Source organism: Synechocystis sp. FACHB-908, assembly GCF_014698595.1.
Taxonomy (GTDB): Bacteria; Cyanobacteriota; Cyanobacteriia; order Cyanobacteriales; family Microcystaceae; genus Synechocystis.
Genome location: NZ_JACJTH010000027.1, coordinates 126,525 through 144,138 on the forward strand (window position 1 = coordinate 126,525; position 17,614 = coordinate 144,138).

At 50.1% G+C, this 17,614-nt stretch carries 16 protein-coding genes; 6 read left to right on the forward strand and 10 right to left on the reverse strand.

Annotated elements, in window-relative coordinates:
- Positions 1-14: 14 nt before the first annotated feature.
- The 5 genes from H6G46_RS09785 to H6G46_RS18665 form a co-directional block, all read right to left on the reverse strand.
- A complete protein-coding gene (locus H6G46_RS09785; RefSeq protein WP_010874082.1) occupies positions 15-269 on the reverse strand; it encodes a sulfurtransferase TusA family protein in 255 nt (84 codons plus the stop codon).
- Positions 266-1,399: a molecular chaperone DnaJ gene (dnaJ, locus tag H6G46_RS09790; RefSeq protein WP_010874083.1), complete on the reverse strand. Its 1,134-nt coding sequence runs from the start codon at positions 1,397-1,399 to the stop codon at positions 266-268. The genes H6G46_RS09785 and dnaJ overlap by 4 nt, the downstream gene beginning before the upstream one ends.
- A gap of 106 nt (positions 1,400-1,505) precedes the next feature.
- The gene (locus tag H6G46_RS09795; RefSeq protein WP_010874084.1) at positions 1,506-2,009 is read right to left on the reverse strand and encodes a crossover junction endodeoxyribonuclease RuvC; all 504 of its coding nucleotides are present in this window, start codon (positions 2,007-2,009) and stop codon (positions 1,506-1,508) included.
- A gap of 4 nt (positions 2,010-2,013) precedes the next feature.
- The gene (locus H6G46_RS09800; RefSeq protein WP_010874085.1) at positions 2,014-2,889 is read right to left on the reverse strand and encodes a 3'(2'),5'-bisphosphate nucleotidase CysQ; all 876 of its coding nucleotides are present in this window, start codon (positions 2,887-2,889) and stop codon (positions 2,014-2,016) included.
- A 136-nt stretch (positions 2,890-3,025) separates the two neighbouring features.
- Positions 3,026-3,157 carry a hypothetical protein gene (locus tag H6G46_RS18665; protein ID WP_255345223.1) on the reverse strand — a complete coding sequence of 44 codons (132 nt, stop codon included), beginning with the start codon at positions 3,155-3,157 and terminating at the stop codon, positions 3,026-3,028.
- A gap of 164 nt (positions 3,158-3,321) precedes the next feature.
- Here H6G46_RS18665 and trpC point away from each other — a divergent pair, with 164 nt between their 5' ends.
- Positions 3,322-4,209 carry an indole-3-glycerol phosphate synthase TrpC gene (gene trpC, locus H6G46_RS09805; RefSeq protein WP_010874086.1) on the forward strand — a complete coding sequence of 296 codons (888 nt, stop codon included), beginning with the start codon at positions 3,322-3,324 and terminating at the stop codon, positions 4,207-4,209.
- 20 nt (positions 4,210-4,229) lie between these two features.
- On the opposite strand, the gene H6G46_RS09810 is transcribed toward trpC, so the two are convergent.
- The 5 genes from H6G46_RS09810 to tig form a co-directional block, all read right to left on the reverse strand.
- The gene (locus H6G46_RS09810) at positions 4,230-5,855 is read right to left on the reverse strand and encodes an ammonium transporter (protein ID WP_010874087.1); all 1,626 of its coding nucleotides are present in this window, start codon (positions 5,853-5,855) and stop codon (positions 4,230-4,232) included.
- Positions 5,852-6,922, reverse strand: a complete 1,071-nt coding sequence (locus H6G46_RS09815) for a potassium channel protein (protein WP_010874088.1) — start codon at positions 6,920-6,922, stop codon at positions 5,852-5,854. Before H6G46_RS09815 ends, H6G46_RS09810 begins: the two co-directional genes overlap by 4 nt.
- Before the next feature lie 297 nt (positions 6,923-7,219).
- The gene (gene clpX / locus H6G46_RS09820; RefSeq protein ID WP_010874089.1) at positions 7,220-8,557 is read right to left on the reverse strand and encodes an ATP-dependent protease ATP-binding subunit ClpX; all 1,338 of its coding nucleotides are present in this window, start codon (positions 8,555-8,557) and stop codon (positions 7,220-7,222) included.
- A gap of 4 nt (positions 8,558-8,561) precedes the next feature.
- Positions 8,562-9,242: an ATP-dependent Clp endopeptidase proteolytic subunit ClpP gene (gene clpP, locus H6G46_RS09825; RefSeq protein ID WP_010874090.1), complete on the reverse strand. Its 681-nt coding sequence runs from the start codon at positions 9,240-9,242 to the stop codon at positions 8,562-8,564.
- Between the two features lie 299 nt (positions 9,243-9,541).
- On the reverse strand, positions 9,542-10,957 hold the full coding sequence (gene tig, locus H6G46_RS09835; protein WP_010874091.1) for a trigger factor: 1,416 nt from the start codon (positions 10,955-10,957) through the stop codon (positions 9,542-9,544).
- 493 nt (positions 10,958-11,450) lie between these two features.
- On the opposite strand from tig, the gene H6G46_RS09840 reads away from it, so the two are divergent.
- The 5 genes from H6G46_RS09840 (at position 11,451) to coaE (ending at position 17,555) form a co-directional block, all read left to right on the forward strand.
- On the forward strand, positions 11,451-12,467 hold the full coding sequence (locus H6G46_RS09840; RefSeq protein ID WP_010874092.1) for an aspartate-semialdehyde dehydrogenase: 1,017 nt from the start codon (positions 11,451-11,453) through the stop codon (positions 12,465-12,467).
- A gap of 59 nt (positions 12,468-12,526) precedes the next feature.
- Entirely contained in the window at positions 12,527-13,432 is a 906-nt protein-coding gene (gene dapA, locus H6G46_RS09845; protein ID WP_010874093.1) for a 4-hydroxy-tetrahydrodipicolinate synthase, read from the forward strand.
- A gap of 693 nt (positions 13,433-14,125) precedes the next feature.
- Positions 14,126-16,048 (forward strand): ribonuclease J, encoded by a 1,923-nt coding sequence (locus tag H6G46_RS09850; RefSeq protein ID WP_010874094.1) that lies wholly within the window; start codon positions 14,126-14,128, stop codon positions 16,046-16,048.
- A gap of 84 nt (positions 16,049-16,132) precedes the next feature.
- Entirely contained in the window at positions 16,133-16,867 is a 735-nt protein-coding gene (locus tag H6G46_RS09855; protein WP_010874095.1) for a hypothetical protein, read from the forward strand.
- An 82-nt stretch (positions 16,868-16,949) separates the two neighbouring features.
- Positions 16,950-17,555, forward strand: a complete 606-nt coding sequence (gene coaE, locus H6G46_RS09860; protein ID WP_010874096.1) for a dephospho-CoA kinase — start codon at positions 16,950-16,952, stop codon at positions 17,553-17,555.
- Positions 17,556-17,614: the final 59 nt, after the last annotated feature.

Consider the following 17,614-nt stretch of genomic DNA (forward strand, 5'->3'; position numbering starts at 1 on the left):
TAACCCCTAGTCCCCTAGGGAACTGTCGCCGGAACGGTAATGGTTAAACAATAGGCCGATTCTCCTTCCAGTGCTCGTAGGGATTGCTCCGTATAGCCTTCCAATTCCAAGCTATGGGGTACCTGCTCCACTGGTTCTCCCTCATCTAGCCAGACTTCCAGGCATTGTCCTGGGGCCATCTGGGCCAATTTGAGCTTAGTGCGAACAAAATTAATCGGACAGGGAGTGCCCCGCAGATCTAGCAAGATTGATTCATTATCCAGGCTCATTTATGGAATAATCCCCCTAAAAATCCTTCTAATCCACCTTTGCCGTGGCTTTCTCCTTTGATAGTGGCCAATCGTTCCAATAGCTCCCGCTCTTCCGAGTTAATCCGGGTGGGAATTTGTACCTTAACCGTGATTAGATGGTCGCCCCGAATGGTGGCGTTGCCTAATTTGGGCACCCCTTTATTTTCCAGGGTTAAGACGGTGTTGGGTTGGGTGCCGGCGGGGATAGTCAATTCTGCTTTACCGTCCACTGTGTCCACTTCCAGACGACAACCAAGGATGGCTTGGAGATAGCTCACTTCCAAATTGGAACGAATATTCATCCCTTCCCGGACAAAATGCTTATCCGTTTCCACCATCAGGAAGACGTACAGATCCCCTGCGGGACCACCCCGTAAACCAGCATCTCCTTCTTTACCCACCCGCAAACGGGTACCATCATCCACTCCGGCGGGAATGGTAATTTTCAGCTTTTTCGTTTCCTGTTTGCGGCCGACCCCGTTACAGGCTTCACATTTCTGTTCAATGACTTCGCCGCTGCCGTTACAGGTAGGACAGGCGGAAACTTGGGCAAAACTACCAAAGGGGGTGCGGGTGGCCCGACGGACTTGTCCAGCGCCATTACAGGTGCCACAGGTTTTAACCCCAGTGCCGGGCTTGGCCCCAGTGCCCTCACAGACCTGACAGGATTCCAGGTGGGGAATGCGAATTTCTTTTTCGCCGCCAAAAATAGCTTCCTGGAAAGTTAACTGTAAATCTAGCCGTAGATCATCCCCCCTGGTGGGACCATTGGCTCGACGACGACCCCGCTGCTGGCCGCCCATGCCACCGCCAAAGCCACCAAAAATGGTTTCAAAAATGTCGGCAAAATCGCCCATATTGCCCACATCGAAGCCCTGGGCACCGCCACCGCTGACCCCCGCTTCACCAAATTGATCGTAGCGTTGACGAATTTCTGGCTCCGATAGCACTTCGTAGGCTCGGTTAATTTCTTTGAATTTTTCCTCTGCTCCTGGTTCTTTATTAACGTCAGGATGATATTTCCGGGCTAACCGACGGTAGGCTCGTTTGATTTCATCTTTATCAGCATCCCGCGTCACTCCAAGCGTTTGGTAATAATCCCCAGGCATAATGCGTCGATGTTTTGCTTAACAATAATTGACAAGGCTTCTGTAGTGTTTACTGTAGCAAACTCTCGCCCCCAGATGGTTGCCCAGAAATCCCCACCTCCGCATCTTAACCAATGTCGTTGCGGACTCCGTTCAGACCAGCCAGGGCAATGGCAATGGCATCTACACTATCGTCGATGGGTAGGTCTTCTAGACCAAAAAAATTCTGCACCATGGCGGCCACCTCGGCTTTATTGGCTTTACCGTTGCCCAGATGGCATTTCCAACTGGATTGGTGCAAAAAGACGGGCTGAATGCTCTTTTCCCGGTAAATAACGAGGTTTATCACCCCCAAGGCCTGCATTACGCCTCCGGCCGCTTTGATTTGCCGACTAAAAAAAGGCATTTCCATGGCGATCGCCTGGGGGGAAAATTCTTCTAGTAGGACGTGGATATCCTGCTCAATTTCCACCAATCTTTCTGGGGTGCTGAGATTTTTAGATGTTTCGATAATGCCATAGTCCACCAAGTGAGCCGATAGATCCGGCTGACCGTCGAGAATAGCCCAACCAATAATGGCTAAACCGGGGTCAATGCCCAACCAGCGTTGGGCCGCTTCAGTTTGATCCATTAGGTTAATTATTTTGATCTAGTTCAGCTAAAATTTCCACGGCTTGCTCACACAAAGCTCCATGGTGGGAACCATTGCTAGCCAGGATACCGCCCCATTGCCGCACGTCGCCCCGGTTATACAACACAGGGGTCTGGTCAAAATAGGTAAACTCTCCCCCCGCTTCGGTGAGAATCAACTCCGGGGCCGCAAAGTCCCAATCCTTAGCGGCGGATTTACCGGAGAGGGAAATGTACACATCGCTCTGTCCCTCCAAAATCGTGACGATTTTACAGCCCACACTGCCCACATAATGGCGATCGCCAAAGGGTAAACGGTCAATCAAATCTTGGAAACGTTGGTCCCGATGGCTACGGCTCACTACTAGGGTTAAAGATTCTAATTCAGTTTTAGGCTTCACCTTCACTGGGGTTATTGCCCCGGCTTTGGTTTCTCGAAAACAGCCCTGACCTTGGATGGCATAGTAAAGCTTTTGGGCTTCCGGCATGCCCACTAGGGCCAACACCGGCCGCTGGCGATAGGTCAAAGCAATATGCAGGGCATATTCCCCGGTTTTATCAATGAAGTCCCTGGTGCCATCGAGGGGGTCAATAATCCAAACCCAATCCTGGGGTAATGGTTCGTTGCCCTGGTGGGTTTCTTCGCTTAGATAGCCAAATTCTTCCGGGTTAAAGGTAGCTTGCAAAGTAGCCAAAATATATTGATTGGCCGCCAAATCCGCCGCTGTTACGGGGCCATCCTGTTTATCTTCGTTGGCATTTAAATTGGTCTGATTCTGGCCACTGTAGTAGGACTGAAGAATTTCCATTGCGCCCCAGCCGGCGGTGCGGAGAGTAGTTAAGCCGGAATCTAGGTTGGGTAAAAGCTCGCTTATGACCATAGGAATAAATGCAGTGGCATCGAAAATTAAAGGGGCGATTCTAATTCAACCACTCCAGGCGTTGGGCTGGGTAAGATTGTGTTTAGGCATTGGAGCCAAATGCCTAAGTCCCATTGGTCATTGGCAGTAATATCGCTCAAAATCCCAACAGAGTAAAGCGCACCAAATGGTAGCCCAGACAAAGGCAGAACAAGACAATCAGGGCTGTCAAGCTGGTGAGTACAATGCGCAAAAGTACTTTTTCGTAATCACTCCACAGTGGATTCACGGGGAAATTTTTTCACTTTTGAACAATCCATTCAGACTAGTTAGAGTGGCTGGCCGGAGGAGCTTGGGCAACAAAATTAACGATTCCATCCTACTATTTAAAATTGGAATGAGCTAATTTCACCTCTTAGCCGCAAAAATATCCCTTGCATTGACCGTCAATTTATGGAAATTCGCCGCCGGCCTCCTAACCCCCCCATCAAAGTTGACATTCTTCAGTATCAAATTAAGCATCCAGAAGCGGCTCCCCGTCACATTCTGGAGGAAATTGTTTGGCATAAGGAAAAGGAAGTGGCCCAACGGCGAGAATTAGTCCCCCTGGTCAAACTCCAAAGTTTAGTCAAGGACATGACTCCCCCATTGGATTTTGTGGGGGCATTGCGCCAGAGTCCCCGGCAACCGGCCTTAATTGCTGAAGTGAAAAAGGCTTCCCCTAGTAAGGGCATTATTCGGGCGGATTTTGACCCAGTGGCGATCGCCAAGGCCTATGAAGCGGGAGGGGCTAACTGTTTATCGGTGTTGACGGACGAGAAATTTTTCCAGGGTAGTTTTGAAAATTTGCAACTGGTACGCTCAGCGGTGCAATTACCCTTGCTGTGCAAGGAATTTATTATTTACCCCTATCAAATCTATCTAGCCCGGAGTCGGGGGGCCGATGCGGTGCTGTTAATTGCCGCTATCCTCAGCGATAAGGATTTGCGTTATTTCCTCAAAATTATTGAAGGTTTGGGCATGGCGGCGTTGGTGGAAGTCCATACCCTGGAGGAAATGGACCGGGTTTTGGCTTTGGACGGGGTGCAACTAATCGGAGTTAATAACCGTAATTTGCAAACCTTCACCGTTGATCTGCAAACCACAGAGGATCTTTTTGCCCAACGACGGGAGCAATTAACCCAAGGGGACATTACTTTAGTGAGCGAATCCGGCATTTATGAATTGGCTGATTTGCAAAGATTACAGCAGGCTGGGGCCCGGGCCGTTTTAGTCGGCGAATCCCTGGTCAAACAACCAGATCCCCAACAGGCGATCGCCGCTTTATACGGTGAAGTTTAATTGGCGCAGTAGCAACTCAACTATGGGGATAAATCCACCGATTCGCCATTGCCATGGTGCTGTTTTTGCTGTTGGAGTACCAATTGTTGTTTGACAGCAATTAATTCTTGGTCCCGTTGCTGGAGCATTTCCGCCATTTGTTGAATAGTTCTCGCTAAGGCCCCCAGTTCATCGGCCCGATTGGTCACTTCCTCCAAACCCAACTGGTCGGCTTTAAAACTGTTATTTTCAATGGCGGCGGCGATCGCCGCTGTGACGTAATAAATTTGGGCTAGATCCTCCACGCTACGGTGGTGCCGGGCTTCAAAGGCATCCATCACTTGGTTGTAGCGACCGGCAATGTGCCCCACTTCGGTAAAAGGGTTAACGGGCACCCGCAAACTTAAATCATGGGTTTTGGCTTGGCGGTCCATTACCTGAAAAAGTTCATAAGTTTCTGTGGTGGCTTGATGTTCCGACACATTAAGCCCAATTTCCTCATCTTCGGGGGAAATCCGCAAGGCAAACACCCGATTTAGCAACGTTAAAAATACCCAAGCCAACCCAAAGGCCCACAGCGTACAAACTCCAATACCCAGCAGTTGTACCCCGCATTGTTGCCAACGATTTAGCCCCGTATCCACCAACGGCAATTGACCGAATAATCCCACACAGAGAGTGCCCCAGACTCCTGCCCCACCATGGACTGCCACCGCATCCACCGCATCATCTACCCCCCAGTGCAACATTTTTTTTCCCACCAGATAGGCGATCGCCGACCCCGTAGCTCCAATCACCATGGCGATCGGTGTCATAACCACATTGGCGCTGGCAGTAATGGCCACCAAACCGGCCAGGGAACCATTCATCAGGGGTTCCACTTGGATCATTTTGTCCTGTAGGAGGCTAATCAACCCCGCCATCAACATGCCCCCCACCCCGGCTAGGACAGTGTTGACCATAATGCCCGGCACCTCCGGTGTCAAGCCAAAGGTACTGCCACCATTGAAGCCCAACCAACCAAACCAGAGAATCAAAGTGCCTAGAACGGAAAAGGGCATATTGGAACCCTGAATTTTTAAGGTTTTACCGGTTTTGGGAAAACGACCTTGGCGGGGGCCAACAACGAGAATAGTGGCTAAACCGATCCAAGCCCCGACGCTATGCACCACCGTTGACCCGGCAAAATCCCGAAAGCCCAAATTTTCTAACCAGCCCCCTGTAGTTTCTATGCCTGCCACTGTTGCTAAGCCATTCCAAGCCCAATCTCCAAAGAGGGGATAAATGAGCCCAGAAGCTAGCCCCGCCACCAATAAGTAGGCAGAAAACTTTAACCGTTCCGCCGCCGCTCCGGAAATAATTGTAGTAGCGGTGCCGCAGAACATAGCCTGAAACAGGAAAAACACCGCTAGGGTGGGTTCTCCCCCTACGTCAACAAAGCTATAACCTGTGCCCCACCAGCCTCCCTGGGACAGTCCAAACATAATGCTGAAGCCAAAGGACCAAAAAAGAGCCACAGAAATGCCAAAGTCAGCAAAATTTTTAATGGCAACGTTAATGCTGTTTTTAGAACGGGTTAGCCCCGACTCCAAACACATAAAACCGGCTTGCATAAAAAATACTAAGCCAGCACAGAGCAACAGCCAGAGTGTATCGATGGAGGTCATGGGGTTAGGGCGGCCTCTTGCCAACGGGCTTTGAGTTGTTTGCGCTTGAACTGGTACTGTTCAGCAAAGCGGGGAATTTCCGAGCGGTGACCAATGACAATGATGGTGTCGTTCTCGTTCAAGATTTGCGAAGGGTGGGGATGGAGAATAGTACTGCCATCCGCTCGGCGTAGGGCAATGACAATAAAGGCTCCCTTACTGCGAACTTCCATTTCCATAATGGTGCGACCCATGGCGGGGGAATCCGGTGCCACAATTAGTTCATCCATTTGTACTTCCACGCTGGCCAACAGGTCATTTAAAAAACCCCGTTCATCGGGGCGATTGAGAAAATCCCGCCGGTTCGATTGGGTGATTAAATCCGCCATCTGAACTGCCCCCACCGTCAGGGGTAAAATCACCTGATCCGCTCCTGCAAGCCTGAGTTTTCTCTCTGTTTCGGGAATTTCTCCCCGGGCCAAAATGGTCAAGCGGGAGTTGAGTTCCCTCGCAGTCAGGGTAATAAAGACATTGGTGGCATCCTCCGGCAAAACCGTGGCCAAGGTCTTTGCCCTCATTACCCCCAACATTTGCAATTGTTCTTCCCTGGTGGCATCCCCGCAATGGGCCAGATAACCTAATTCTTCGGCGATCGCCACTTGGCTGGGTTGATTATCAATGATGCTAAAGGGCAAGCCAGACTGTTTTAATTGCTTGGCCAAAACCTGACCCATGCGGCCAAAACCGCAAATAATTGTGTGGTCCGTTAAATTAGCAATTTGCCGTTGCCGTTGCTGATTACCCAAAGCCCGATGGATTTCTCCCTCCGTCACCATTTGCACAAATGCTCCGACAATATAAACCGCTGAGGTGGTGCCCGCTAGAATTACCCCCATAGTAAAAACTCTTTCCGCCGTGGTGGTAAGAGGCCGCACTTCCCCATAGCCCACCCCAAAAACGGTAATGACTACCATGTACACCGCTTCCGTCGTTGTCCAACCAAAGCAGATATAGCCCAAAGTGGCCAACACCAAGGTAACAACGAAAAACAGTACCCCCAGCTTGAGCCGTTGATTGGAATCCTGCATAGTTAAACGGACTAAACGGCGATCGGCAAAGCCCAAGAATGGAAAAACACCGTCCGTATAGGCAGTTTATCAACCCTAATTTAGAAAATTGTGGCGAAGGACACTAAATTCCCAATTCGCCAACTCCAGACAAAATTATGAAAAAATGCAAATCTCGGCGGCAATTTAGCCCTACTTTCAATTACTAACTATCTTCACATTAAACTCACGAACTCAGCCTGTATTCATTTGATATGGCAGTTTTGGGTTATGGCAATTCCAACCAGTCTTTGATTACTGAAAAACAATGGGGTGAACCTAAGCAGATTCCGGTTTAGGTAAGGAAGAAGGATGGAGCAATAATTCTGCTGTGGAGCGTTTTTCCACCATTTCCCTAGTGATCAAGCAGTGGGTTAAATCTTCCCGGGAAGGCAACTCATACATCACATCCAGCATTAATTCCTCCACAATGCCCCGTAACGCCCTAGCTCCGGTTTTACGACGGTGGGCCTCCGTGGCGATCGCCCGCACCGCATCGGGTTGAAAATCCAACTCCACATGGTCCATACCCAATAGGGTTTGATACTGTTTAACAATGGCATTGCGGGGCTGGGTCAGAATAGCAATTAAAGCATCCTCATCCAAGGGGTTAAGGCAGGCCATCACGGGAATACGACCAATAAATTCGGGAATCAGACCAAATTTGACTAAGTCATCGGGCTCTGCCTGACGGAGCACATCGGCAGTTCTTTTTTCCTTACTTGGCCCCTCTCCCGGCCGCACAAAGCCCATGGATTTTTTGCCAAACCTTTGTTCGATTACCTTTTCTAAGCCGACAAAAGCACCACCACAGATGAAGAGAATATTACTGGTATCAATTTGAATACAGTCTTGGTAAGGATGTTTTCTGCCTCCCTGGGGCGGCACATTGGCCACCGTTCCTTCCAACATTTTTAACAAAGCCTGCTGTACTCCTTCCCCGGACACATCTCTAGTAATGGAAGGATTCTCACTTTTGCGGGCAATTTTATCAATTTCATCAATGTAAATAATGCCTCGCTGGGCTTCTTCCACATCCAAATCCGCTACCTGGAGCAGTCTCAACAAAATATTTTCCACATCTTCCCCCACGTAGCCCGCTTCCGTCAGGGTAGTGGCATCGGCCACAGCGAAGGGCACTTCTAAAATTTTCGCCAGGGTTTGGGCAAGTAGGGTTTTCCCAGACCCCGTGGGGCCCACTAGAAGAATATTCGATTTTTGTAATTCCACTGCATCGCCGGGATCAATCTCTTGATTGCGCTCCAGCAGGTTTAATCTTTTGTAGTGGTTATAAACAGCGACGGAAAGCACCTTTTTAGCCTCATCTTGGCCAATTACATATTCATCCAGGTACTGTTTGATTGCCGTTGGTTTGGGTAATTCTTCTAGGGTAAGACGGCGACGGGGCTGACCAGATTTTTTTTGTTTTTGACCTGTCCCATCCCTTTCCCCGGTTGAGGCAGGGGGTACATCCAACAACTCCTCATCCAAAATGTCGTTACAGAGTTCTACACATTCATCACAAATGTACACGCCAGGGCCAGCAATTAATTTACGGACTTGCTCCTGGGATTTGCCACAAAAAGAACATTTCAGATGGGAGTCGTATTTGGGCATAAAACTAACCGAGGGAGGTGACGGGGGTAGTGGGGTCGGGAAGATTAGGGCGGGAAATTACCTGGTCAATGAGGCCATACTCCTTTGCTTCCTCCGCAGACATAAAGAAATCTCTTTCCGTATCTTCCTGGAGTTTTTCCATGGGTTGGCCGGTGTGTTCCACCAACATGGTATTGAGGCGATCCTTGATGTACAGGATTTCCCTGGCCTGAATTTCAATTTCCACCGCTTGACCCTGGGCTCCCCCGAGGGGTTGGTGAATCATGATGCGAGAACTAGGCAAAGCCATACGTTTTCCCTTACAGCCACCGGAAAGCAAAAAAGCCCCCATGCTGGCAGCCAGACCAAAACAGATGGTGACCACATCGGGACGAATCTGTTGCATGGTGTCATAGATGGCCAGGCCGGCATAAACGGAGCCCCCCGGGGAGTTGATGTAGAGTTGGATGTCTTTTTCCGGGTCCTCTGCGTCCAAAAATAGTAGCTGGGCCACAATGGAATCTGCCACTTGGTCGTCCACAGGGGTGCCCAAAAAGATGATTCTTTCCCTTAGCAGACGGGAGTAAATGTCGAAGGCTCGCTCGCCCATGCCAGACTGTTCCACCACCATGGGAACAACGCTTTGGATGTTATTGCCCCCTAGGGTACTGAGGGGAGAACGGTAGGGAGAACGGGAGTTGACCATGGGTTAGGTACGGGGAAAGGTAGGGAAAATTAAGAAAAAGGCGGACAGGGATCAAGCCGGCGTCCAAGGAGTGGGGAAAAAAAACTTTTCCTTTACTTTGCTTTAGGTTAACTCAACTTTGTTGCCGACATGGTCTCATCTTACCTAGATTTACTTGAGCCTTGGGGGACTAACGCCCTAGGACAGGGAGGGCAGGAGGTTAATCTGCCCTGTCAATTTACCTATTCCGGAGATTTCTCCTCTAGTTTGCGGAGGCCCGGTATGCCTCTGACACCCCAAGGGTAATTTGGGCCAACGGGTTACTCTTCGTCGGAGGTTGCTTCCACATCCACGATGGCTTCTTCCTCTGCATCGTCGTCGGGAGTATCTTCCTCAGTCTGGCTGAGGCTACCCTCCGGCAACAGTTCAACGTCAGCCCATTCTTTGAGCAGATCCAGCACTTTACTTTCTGTGAGGGAACTTTCCACAAAGTTCACCAGCCGGGATTCGTCGATTTTTTCTCCCTTGAATTCCTGACGAAGCTCGTCACAGCGTTCCTTAACTTCTGCTTCGGTGGGCTGAATTTTTTCTTCTTTGGCAATGGCTCCTATCATCAGGTCGGTTTTAAGGTTGGCGATCGCCTCTGGGCGGGAATTGTCCTTGAGGGTTTGGAGCATATCATCCCCCTGACGGAACAGTTGGGAAACATCTAGTCCCATGCGTTCTAGTTCCATGGCGGTTTGGGCCACTAGGCGATCGCACTCCTGTTTGATCATGGTTTCCGGTAAATCCCCGGTGAACAGTTCCCCCAATTTTTTCTTAATGGCAGCCTTGATGTTGTCATCGGTGCGCTGTTTGGCCTGTTCCTGGAATTGTTTCTCCAGATCCGCCTTGAGCTCTGCCATGGTCTCAAACTCGCTCACATCTTCGGCGAAGTCATCGTCCAATTCAGGCAGTTCCCGGAATTTAATTTCTTTGAGCTTAATTTCAAACAACACATCTTCCCCCGCCACAGCTTCCAAGGGATAGTCCTCCGGAAAAGTAACCGGAATCAGTTTGGTTTCATCAACCGCCATTCCGACAATACCGTCCACAATACCAGCCACAAAACGACCGTCTTCTAGGGTCACCTCAAAATCAGACCCCTTCACTTCGGCGATCGCCTCTCCAGCTTGACCATCTTCTGCCACCTGAAAAGCGGCGTAGTCCACAATGGCCAGATCTCCCAGGGCCGCAGGACGGTCCTCCACCGGGACAAGGGTAGCCCGTTTTTCCTGTTCTCCCTTGAGCCACTGGTCAACGGCATCGGCACTGTATTCGATTTCTTCCGCCTGGGCAGTGATTTTTTTATAGCTCTCCGGTTCATATTCCGCTTCGGGGAACACATCCGCTGCCACCTTAATGGTGAGGGGCGCTTCAGGGTCAAAGATTTGAATTAGGTTTTCCATGTCCGAGCGCAGGGAAAAATTGCCAATGATGGGTAGTTCTTCTTGCTTAACCGCGGCTTTAATGCTGTCGTCGATCAACTCTTCAATGGCCGTGGCCTTGATATAGCTTTGTCCCAAACGCTGGATAACAATGGCCCGGGGCACCTTCCCCCGACGGAACCCAGGAATATTAACGGTGCGGGTTAACTTTTTGACGACGTTCTCATAAACTTTTTTCGACGCTGTGGCGGGAATCTCAATTTCTAGCCCAACTTGACTATCTGGCAATTTTTCCTGGGTAACTTTCATTGATGGGAAATCTCGATGGTGAAACAATGGGGGCAGTGGGCACTAAGTTCACCCCTGGAGGGCTGGGAAGGACTGCAGAAATCGGTCTGTGGGCCCTTCTACCCGTGTTATGCTAGGTTCACTTAGACCGAGGGAAATGTTTCCCTTCTAGCCCCGCAACGCAATGGCTCGGGGAAGACCTGTGGCGGTCAACCCAATTGATCATAATATAAGCCGGGTGCCATTTTTTCCTAGGGCGAGAATCTTTTCCCGCCGGGGGGTCCCCCAGGCCGGTTTGAGAGAATGGGACTAAATCAATGATTTTTCTAGCTGGACAATTCAATAATGGCTTTGCGGTTTAGGGGGCAATGCCCTGCGTCACAATTAGTTTTTTCTTTTTTGGCTGATTTTTTACCCCAACAACTTTGACCAACTGGGCTTAACTAAGCTTGATACTGCTTTCTGACTGCGTTGCCCATCTTTCGATCCCGATTAGCTACTGGAGGAGTAAGCTTTGCCATCACCGATACGCGTTGCCATCCTGGGGGCCACTGGGGCCGTTGGCACAGAATTACTGGAGTTACTGGCCAGCCGGAATTTTCCCCTGGCAGAATTAAAACTTTTGGCCTCGCCCCGTTCTGCGGGTAAAACCCTGGAGTTCCAAGGAGAAAAGTTACCGATCCAGGCAGTGGATGGTTCAGCGTTTAAAGGCTGTGACTTGGTGTTGGCTTCCGCCGGTGGTTCCACTTCCAAGCGTTGGGCAGAGGAAATTACCAAAGCCGGAGCGGTGATGGTGGACAATTCCAGCGCTTTTCGCATGGTGCCGGAAGTGCCCCTAGTGGTACCGGAAATTAATCCCGAAGCGGCCCAAAACCACCAAGGCATCATTGCCAACCCCAACTGCACGACGATTTTAATGGGGGTAGCCATCTATCCCCTGCATCAGCTCCAACCTATTAAACGCATTGTGGTGGCCACCTACCAGTCTGCCAGTGGGGCCGGGGCCATGGCCATGGAAGAAGTGAAGCACCAAAGCCGGGACATCCTGGAGGGAAAAATTCCCCAAGCTGAGATTTTGCCCTATCCTTTGGCTTTTAACCTCTTTCCCCACAACTCCCCCATCACAGCTAACCACTACTGTGAGGAGGAAATGAAAATGGTGCAGGAAACCCGGAAAATCTTTGCCGCAGAAGATATACGCATCACGGCCACCTGTGTGCGGGTACCTGTGCTCCGGGCCCACTCAGAAGCGGTCAACTTGGAATTTGCCACCCCATTCCCGGTGGAATTGGCCAAAACGGCGATCGCCAAAGCTCCGGGGGTAAAACTGGTGGAGGATTGGCAAAAAAATTATTTCCCCATGCCCATGGATGCCACAGGCCAGGACGACGTGTTGGTAGGACGTATTCGCCAAGATATTTCCCACCCCAATGGTTTGGACCTGTGGTTGTGCGGTGATCAAATTCGTAAAGGGGCAGCCCTCAATGCGGTGCAAATCGCCGAATTATTGGTGGAGCGGGGGTGGCTGTAGAATTTTTCCCAACCCATCCATGGTTACTTGCCCGCTGCCCTTTTTCGTTGAGATAGTCTATGGCTGATTTTGTAAGCACTTCCCCCTTTGGCCCTGTGTTAACTGCGATGGTTACCCCCTTCAATGCCGATGGTGGGGTGGATTATGGGGTAGCGGAAAAATTGGCTGACCATCTCATCACCCATGGCAGTGACGGCCTGGTGGTCTGTGGCACCACGGGGGAATCTCCCACCCTTTCCTGGGAGGAGGAGCATGAGCTATTTCGGGTGGTTAAACAAACCGTCGGCGATCGGGGTTCCGTCATTGCCGGCACTGGGTCTAACTGTACCCGGGAGGCCATGGAAGCAACCCAGATTGCGGCCAAGTTGGGAGTGGATGGTTCCCTCCAGGTAGTGCCCTACTATAACAAGCCTCCCCAGGAAGGTTTATTGGCCCATTTCCAGGCGATCGCCAATTGTGCGCCGGAGTTGCCCCTGATGTTGTACAACATTCCCGGCAGAACGGGCCAGAGCCTAGCCCCGGAAACGGTTTACCGTTTAGCGGAAGTGGAAAACATTGTGGCCATCAAAGAAGCCACCGGCAGTTTGGAGCAGGCTTCCCTAATTCGGGCCCATACCCCCGATGATTTTGCCATCTATGCCGGGGATGATGTGCTGACTCTTCCTTTATTGGCCGTGGGAGGGGCCGGGGTGGTCAGTGTGGCCAGTCATCTGGTCGGCGATCGCCTGCAGGCCATGGTGCAGCATTTTGCCCAGGGAGCAACGGCCCAAGCCCTCGAAATCCATTTACAGCTAATACCCCTATTTAAAATTCTTTTCTGCGCCACCAATCCCATCCCAGTCAAAACAGCCCTGGGACTCCAGGGTTGGCCCGTAGGATCGTTCAGACCTCCCCTTTGTGCTCTGTCCCCTGGCCACACCGAACAGTTACGAGACGTACTAAGGGATTTAGCCTTACTTCCCTAGGGTAAAGAACTTGGGGATAAATATTCGATTAACCCAAGGAAGATAGACCGAATCAATTGGGAAACTTGACCTTGGCGATACCAGTCAAAGAATGGCAGTCACAAGCTGAAATGATCTTTGATCAAATTTAATCAATTACCATCAACTCCATGGCTAAATCCCTGCCCAGTGTCGATGATTTCTCAATTTTTTTCTCAGAATAGGTACCTATCCGGAATGTATATGCTAGAATGGCATGAACTTAAGAGCGAAGTAAGTTTTTCGATTCCGTCCAAACCTGAATAGATAATCCATCCCATATGCGAGCTAGTTCATTACACCGATTAGCTAAAGGCTTCAGCGTCTTCTTTCCATTTTCGATACTTTCCGAGCCCAGAATGAGCTAAATTTTTTCTGAATCAGTCTTCGTTTTTACCTTCTGGCATTAGGGCTTGCCCTCTCCCCACCGGCTCCAAAGATTGCAAATACATTCACTCCTTGGGATGTTCTCAAAACTCGGTTCTATCCGTTTCTATAAATTCCCCAAAAACAAGTGGAATGCTAATCCAAAGATTGAATTGAATCGGTCGTTTGCTGATTGCTTAGCCCCGTTTTTGCTCTGCCCGGACCTCAGTTTGTTCTTCAATTTCTTCAAGTTGCACTGCGACTGTTGATTCTTAACTAGCTAAATTACAACGTTTTTTTATTTACACTATGGCTAAAAATACTCAAACCCAAGCCCTCAAAATTCTTCCCCTCGGTGGCCTGCACGAAATTGGTAAAAATACCTGCGTCTTTGAATATGACGATGAAATTTTACTGCTTGATGCGGGGCTAGCTTTCCCCACCGACGACATGCACGGCGTTAATGTTGTACTGCCGGACATGACCTACCTGAGGGAAAACCGGGAGAAAATCAAGGGCATGGTGGTTACCCACGGCCACGAAGACCACATTGGTGGCATTGCCTATCACCTCAAGCAGTTTGACATTCCCATTATCTACGGCCCTCGGTTAGCCATGGCCCTGTTACGGGACAAGCTGGAGGAAGCCGGTATGTTGGAGCGCACCAATTTGCAGACCGTCTCTCCCCGGGAAATGGTGCGTTTGGGCAAATCCTTTGTGGTGGAATTTATTCGTAACACCCACTCCATCGCCGACAGCTATTGTCTAGCTATTCACACACCTCTGGGGGTAGTGATGCACAGTGGAGATTTTAAAATCGACCACACTCCCATTGACGGGGAATTTTTCGACCTGCAAAAGGTGGCGGAGTATGGCGAAAAAGGGGTGCTCTGTTTACTGAGTGACTCCACCAATGCGGAAGTGCCTGGCATTACCCCCTCTGAAGCGTCTGTTATCCCCAACCTGGACCGGGTTTTTTCCCAGGCGGAAGGCCGTTTGATGGTGACCACCTTTGCTTCTTCGGTGCACCGGGTCAATATCATCCTCAGCTTGGCCCAAAAACATCAGCGGAAAGTAGCGGTGGTGGGGCGATCAATGCTCAATGTTATTGCCCATGCCCGTAAATTGGGCTACATCAAATGCCCCGATAACTTATTCGTGCCCCTCAAAGCAGCCCGCAATTTGCCCGACCAACAACAACTAATTTTGACCACTGGCTCCCAGGGAGAACCTCTGGCGGCCATGACCCGCATTTCCAACGGTGAGCATCCCCAGATTAAAATTCGCCAGGGGGATACAGTGGTCTTTTCCGCTAATCCCATCCCCGGTAATACCATTGCGGTGGTCAACACCATTGATCGCCTGATGATGCAGGGAGCCAATGTAATTTACGGCAAGCATCAGGGCATCCACGTTTCTGGCCATGCTTCCCAGGAAGAACACAAAATGTTGTTGGCCCTTACTCGACCTAAATTCTTTGTCCCCGTCCATGGGGAACACCGTATGTTGGTCAAGCATTCCCAGATGGCCCAGGCCCAGGGTATTCCCAGCGAAAATATTGTTATTGTCAATAACGGCGATGTAATTGAACTGACCGGCGATCGCATCCGGGTGGCAGGACAAGTTCCTTCCGGCATTGAATTGGTGGATCAAGCGGGTATTGTCCATGAGAGCACCATGGCTGAACGGCAACAAATGGCCGAAGACGGTTTGGTGACGGTGGCGGCAGCCCTAAGTAAAACTGGCACACTGTTAGCCTATCCTGAGGTACATTGCCGGGGTGTGGTGATGACCATTCAGCCTAAGTTGTTGGAAGAACTAATTGTCCGCACCATCGAGAATTTCCTCACAGAACGCTGGTCAGAGTTCACCCATGGTTCCAACGGCTCCACAGAGGTTAGCTGGAATGCGCTGCAAAAAGAATTGGAGTCTAGCTTGCAACGCCTGATCAAACGGGAATTACAGAGTAGCCCCATGGTTTTACTGATGTTGCAAACCGACACCCCCATCGAATTGGATCAGGTTCCCCAGAATGTAAGCACTGTCAGTGCGACTTCTGCTACACCAGCCCCCCGCAAAAAAGTGGTCCTGACTAAAACCCCAGAACCAAAAGTGAAAGCTAAACCAGAAAAGAAAGTGGTCACCACTGCCGAGCCTAGCGCCCAACCGGTCAGTACCACTAAGGTTTACCGTCGTAGCCGCAAACGCTCTACCACTTCTGTTTCTTCCTAAGATCCGGTATTGTTTTGGCTGGGGTTCTATCTATTGGGCCCCGGCCAATTTCTTTGTCAGTCCGGTAATTGTTGAGCAAAATTAATGTCCACTGTAATTCCTACCTCCCAAGAACCTGTCACCCTTCCCAATGAAATTCTAGAAATTTCCATCAGCATTGCAGTCAAGGAGTTAGACCCAACCCTAGTCAATGAACAGTTTTTGAAGTTCAGTGGCATTGTGTCCAACGAATGGGAATTGAACCAACAGCCAGTGGTAAGTAAAGCTGGTTCCCAATTGGTGTTTAAAAATGGGCTCAGCATTGTGGCCCAGCCCCGCTCCCTAACGTTTTTAGAAGGGATGAATGATAAAACGGCGGAAGTGGTAACCGTGGGCAAGGTCGCCAGTGCCTTTGTGGAAAAATTACCCAATGCCCAATACAACGGCGTGGTAGTAACCCCCAAATGTTTAATTCCCCTACCGGATCAAAACGATGGGGCTCGGAAGTTCATCACCGGTACTTTGCTGGCATCCGGTGCCTGGCAAGATTTGGGCAAGGCCCCCGTACAAGCGGCGGTGGAATTCACCTATCTTTTGGAAGGCTGTCAATTTAACCTCAAAGTTAACCAGGCAACTTTGCAGATTCCCGATCGCCAGGCAGTGAGTGCGTTGTTATTTGCGGGTAACTTCAATTACAGCTTGAATAATCCCAATCCCCAGGAACGGGTCAGCGTGGCCAAACAGTACATTGAAGCGTGGCAATCCGACTTGGATACTTTCCGGGGCATTGTCCACGAAAAATTCTTGGCGGAGCAACAACCCCAAACGGTGTTTGGTTAATTCGGTATAACTATTTGGGGGTTTAACACCTCTAACATGGAGCAATCAATCCGTAGAAATTTCCGTTGACCATACTTTATCCATGGACACCAAGCCCCCTCGACAACGATTGATTGGTTTGACCGGGGGCATTGCTACGGGAAAAAGTACGGTTACGGATTATTTACAGCAAAAATACAGCGTCCCTATCCTCGACGCCGACCTCTATGCCCGCCAAGCAGTGGAACCGGGTTCTGAAATTCTAGTGGCGATCGCCAGGCGTTATGGCCCGGAAATTTTAGACCAACAGGGACAGTTAAAGCGCCAAGCCCTGGGGGAAATTGTCTTTAATAATGCTGAAGAAAAACAATGGCTGGAGTCCCAAATTCACCCCTTTGTTGGGCGGTGTTTTCGGTCTGCCTTAGCTCAGTTAAAACAAGAGCAAACGGTGTTATTGAGCATTCCTCTATTGTTTGAAGCCCAGTTAACAGATTGGGTAACGGAAATTTGGGTAGTGACCTGCGGACCACAGCAACAGGTGGAACGATTGATCAAGCGCAACGGTTTGACGGAGGCAGAGGCTTTAGCTCGCATTACTAGTCAAATGCCCTTGGCGGAAAAGGTAGCTCTAGCGGATGTGGTGTTGGACAACTCCGGGCAAATTGCGGACCTAGAACCACAAATTATCAAGGCTTGGCATCACCGTTAACATTTCCTTGCACTGATACTTCCATCAGGCGATCGCCAGGGCGAAAACTGGACTAAGAT

What these genes read in the sequence shown, in the direction of transcription:
- clpX (WP_010874089.1), bottom strand. Translation starts at nt 8,557, where the DNA reads ATGCCCAAATACGACTCCCATCTGAAATGTTCTTTTTGTGGCAAATCC.
- coaE (WP_010874096.1), top strand. Translation starts at nt 16,950, where the DNA reads ATGGACACCAAGCCCCCTCGACAACGATTGATTGGTTTGACCGGGGGC.
- dnaJ (WP_010874083.1), bottom strand. Translation starts at nt 1,399, where the DNA reads ATGCCTGGGGATTATTACCAAACGCTTGGAGTGACGCGGGATGCTGAT.
- tig (WP_010874091.1), bottom strand. Translation starts at nt 10,957, where the DNA reads ATGAAAGTTACCCAGGAAAAATTGCCAGATAGTCAAGTTGGGCTAGAA.
- H6G46_RS09815 (WP_010874088.1), bottom strand. Translation starts at nt 6,922, where the DNA reads ATGCAGGATTCCAATCAACGGCTCAAGCTGGGGGTACTGTTTTTCGTT.
- trpC (WP_010874086.1), top strand. Translation starts at nt 3,322, where the DNA reads ATGGAAATTCGCCGCCGGCCTCCTAACCCCCCCATCAAAGTTGACATT.
- H6G46_RS09850 (WP_010874094.1), top strand. Translation starts at nt 14,126, where the DNA reads ATGGCTAAAAATACTCAAACCCAAGCCCTCAAAATTCTTCCCCTCGGT.
- H6G46_RS09855 (WP_010874095.1), top strand. Translation starts at nt 16,133, where the DNA reads ATGTCCACTGTAATTCCTACCTCCCAAGAACCTGTCACCCTTCCCAAT.
- clpP (WP_010874090.1), bottom strand. Translation starts at nt 9,242, where the DNA reads ATGGTCAACTCCCGTTCTCCCTACCGTTCTCCCCTCAGTACCCTAGGG.
- H6G46_RS09800 (WP_010874085.1), bottom strand. Translation starts at nt 2,889, where the DNA reads ATGGTCATAAGCGAGCTTTTACCCAACCTAGATTCCGGCTTAACTACT.
- H6G46_RS09785 (WP_010874082.1), bottom strand. Translation starts at nt 269, where the DNA reads ATGAGCCTGGATAATGAATCAATCTTGCTAGATCTGCGGGGCACTCCC.
- dapA (WP_010874093.1), top strand. Translation starts at nt 12,527, where the DNA reads ATGGCTGATTTTGTAAGCACTTCCCCCTTTGGCCCTGTGTTAACTGCG.
- H6G46_RS09810 (WP_010874087.1), bottom strand. Translation starts at nt 5,855, where the DNA reads ATGACCTCCATCGATACACTCTGGCTGTTGCTCTGTGCTGGCTTAGTA.
- H6G46_RS09795 (WP_010874084.1), bottom strand. Translation starts at nt 2,009, where the DNA reads ATGGATCAAACTGAAGCGGCCCAACGCTGGTTGGGCATTGACCCCGGT.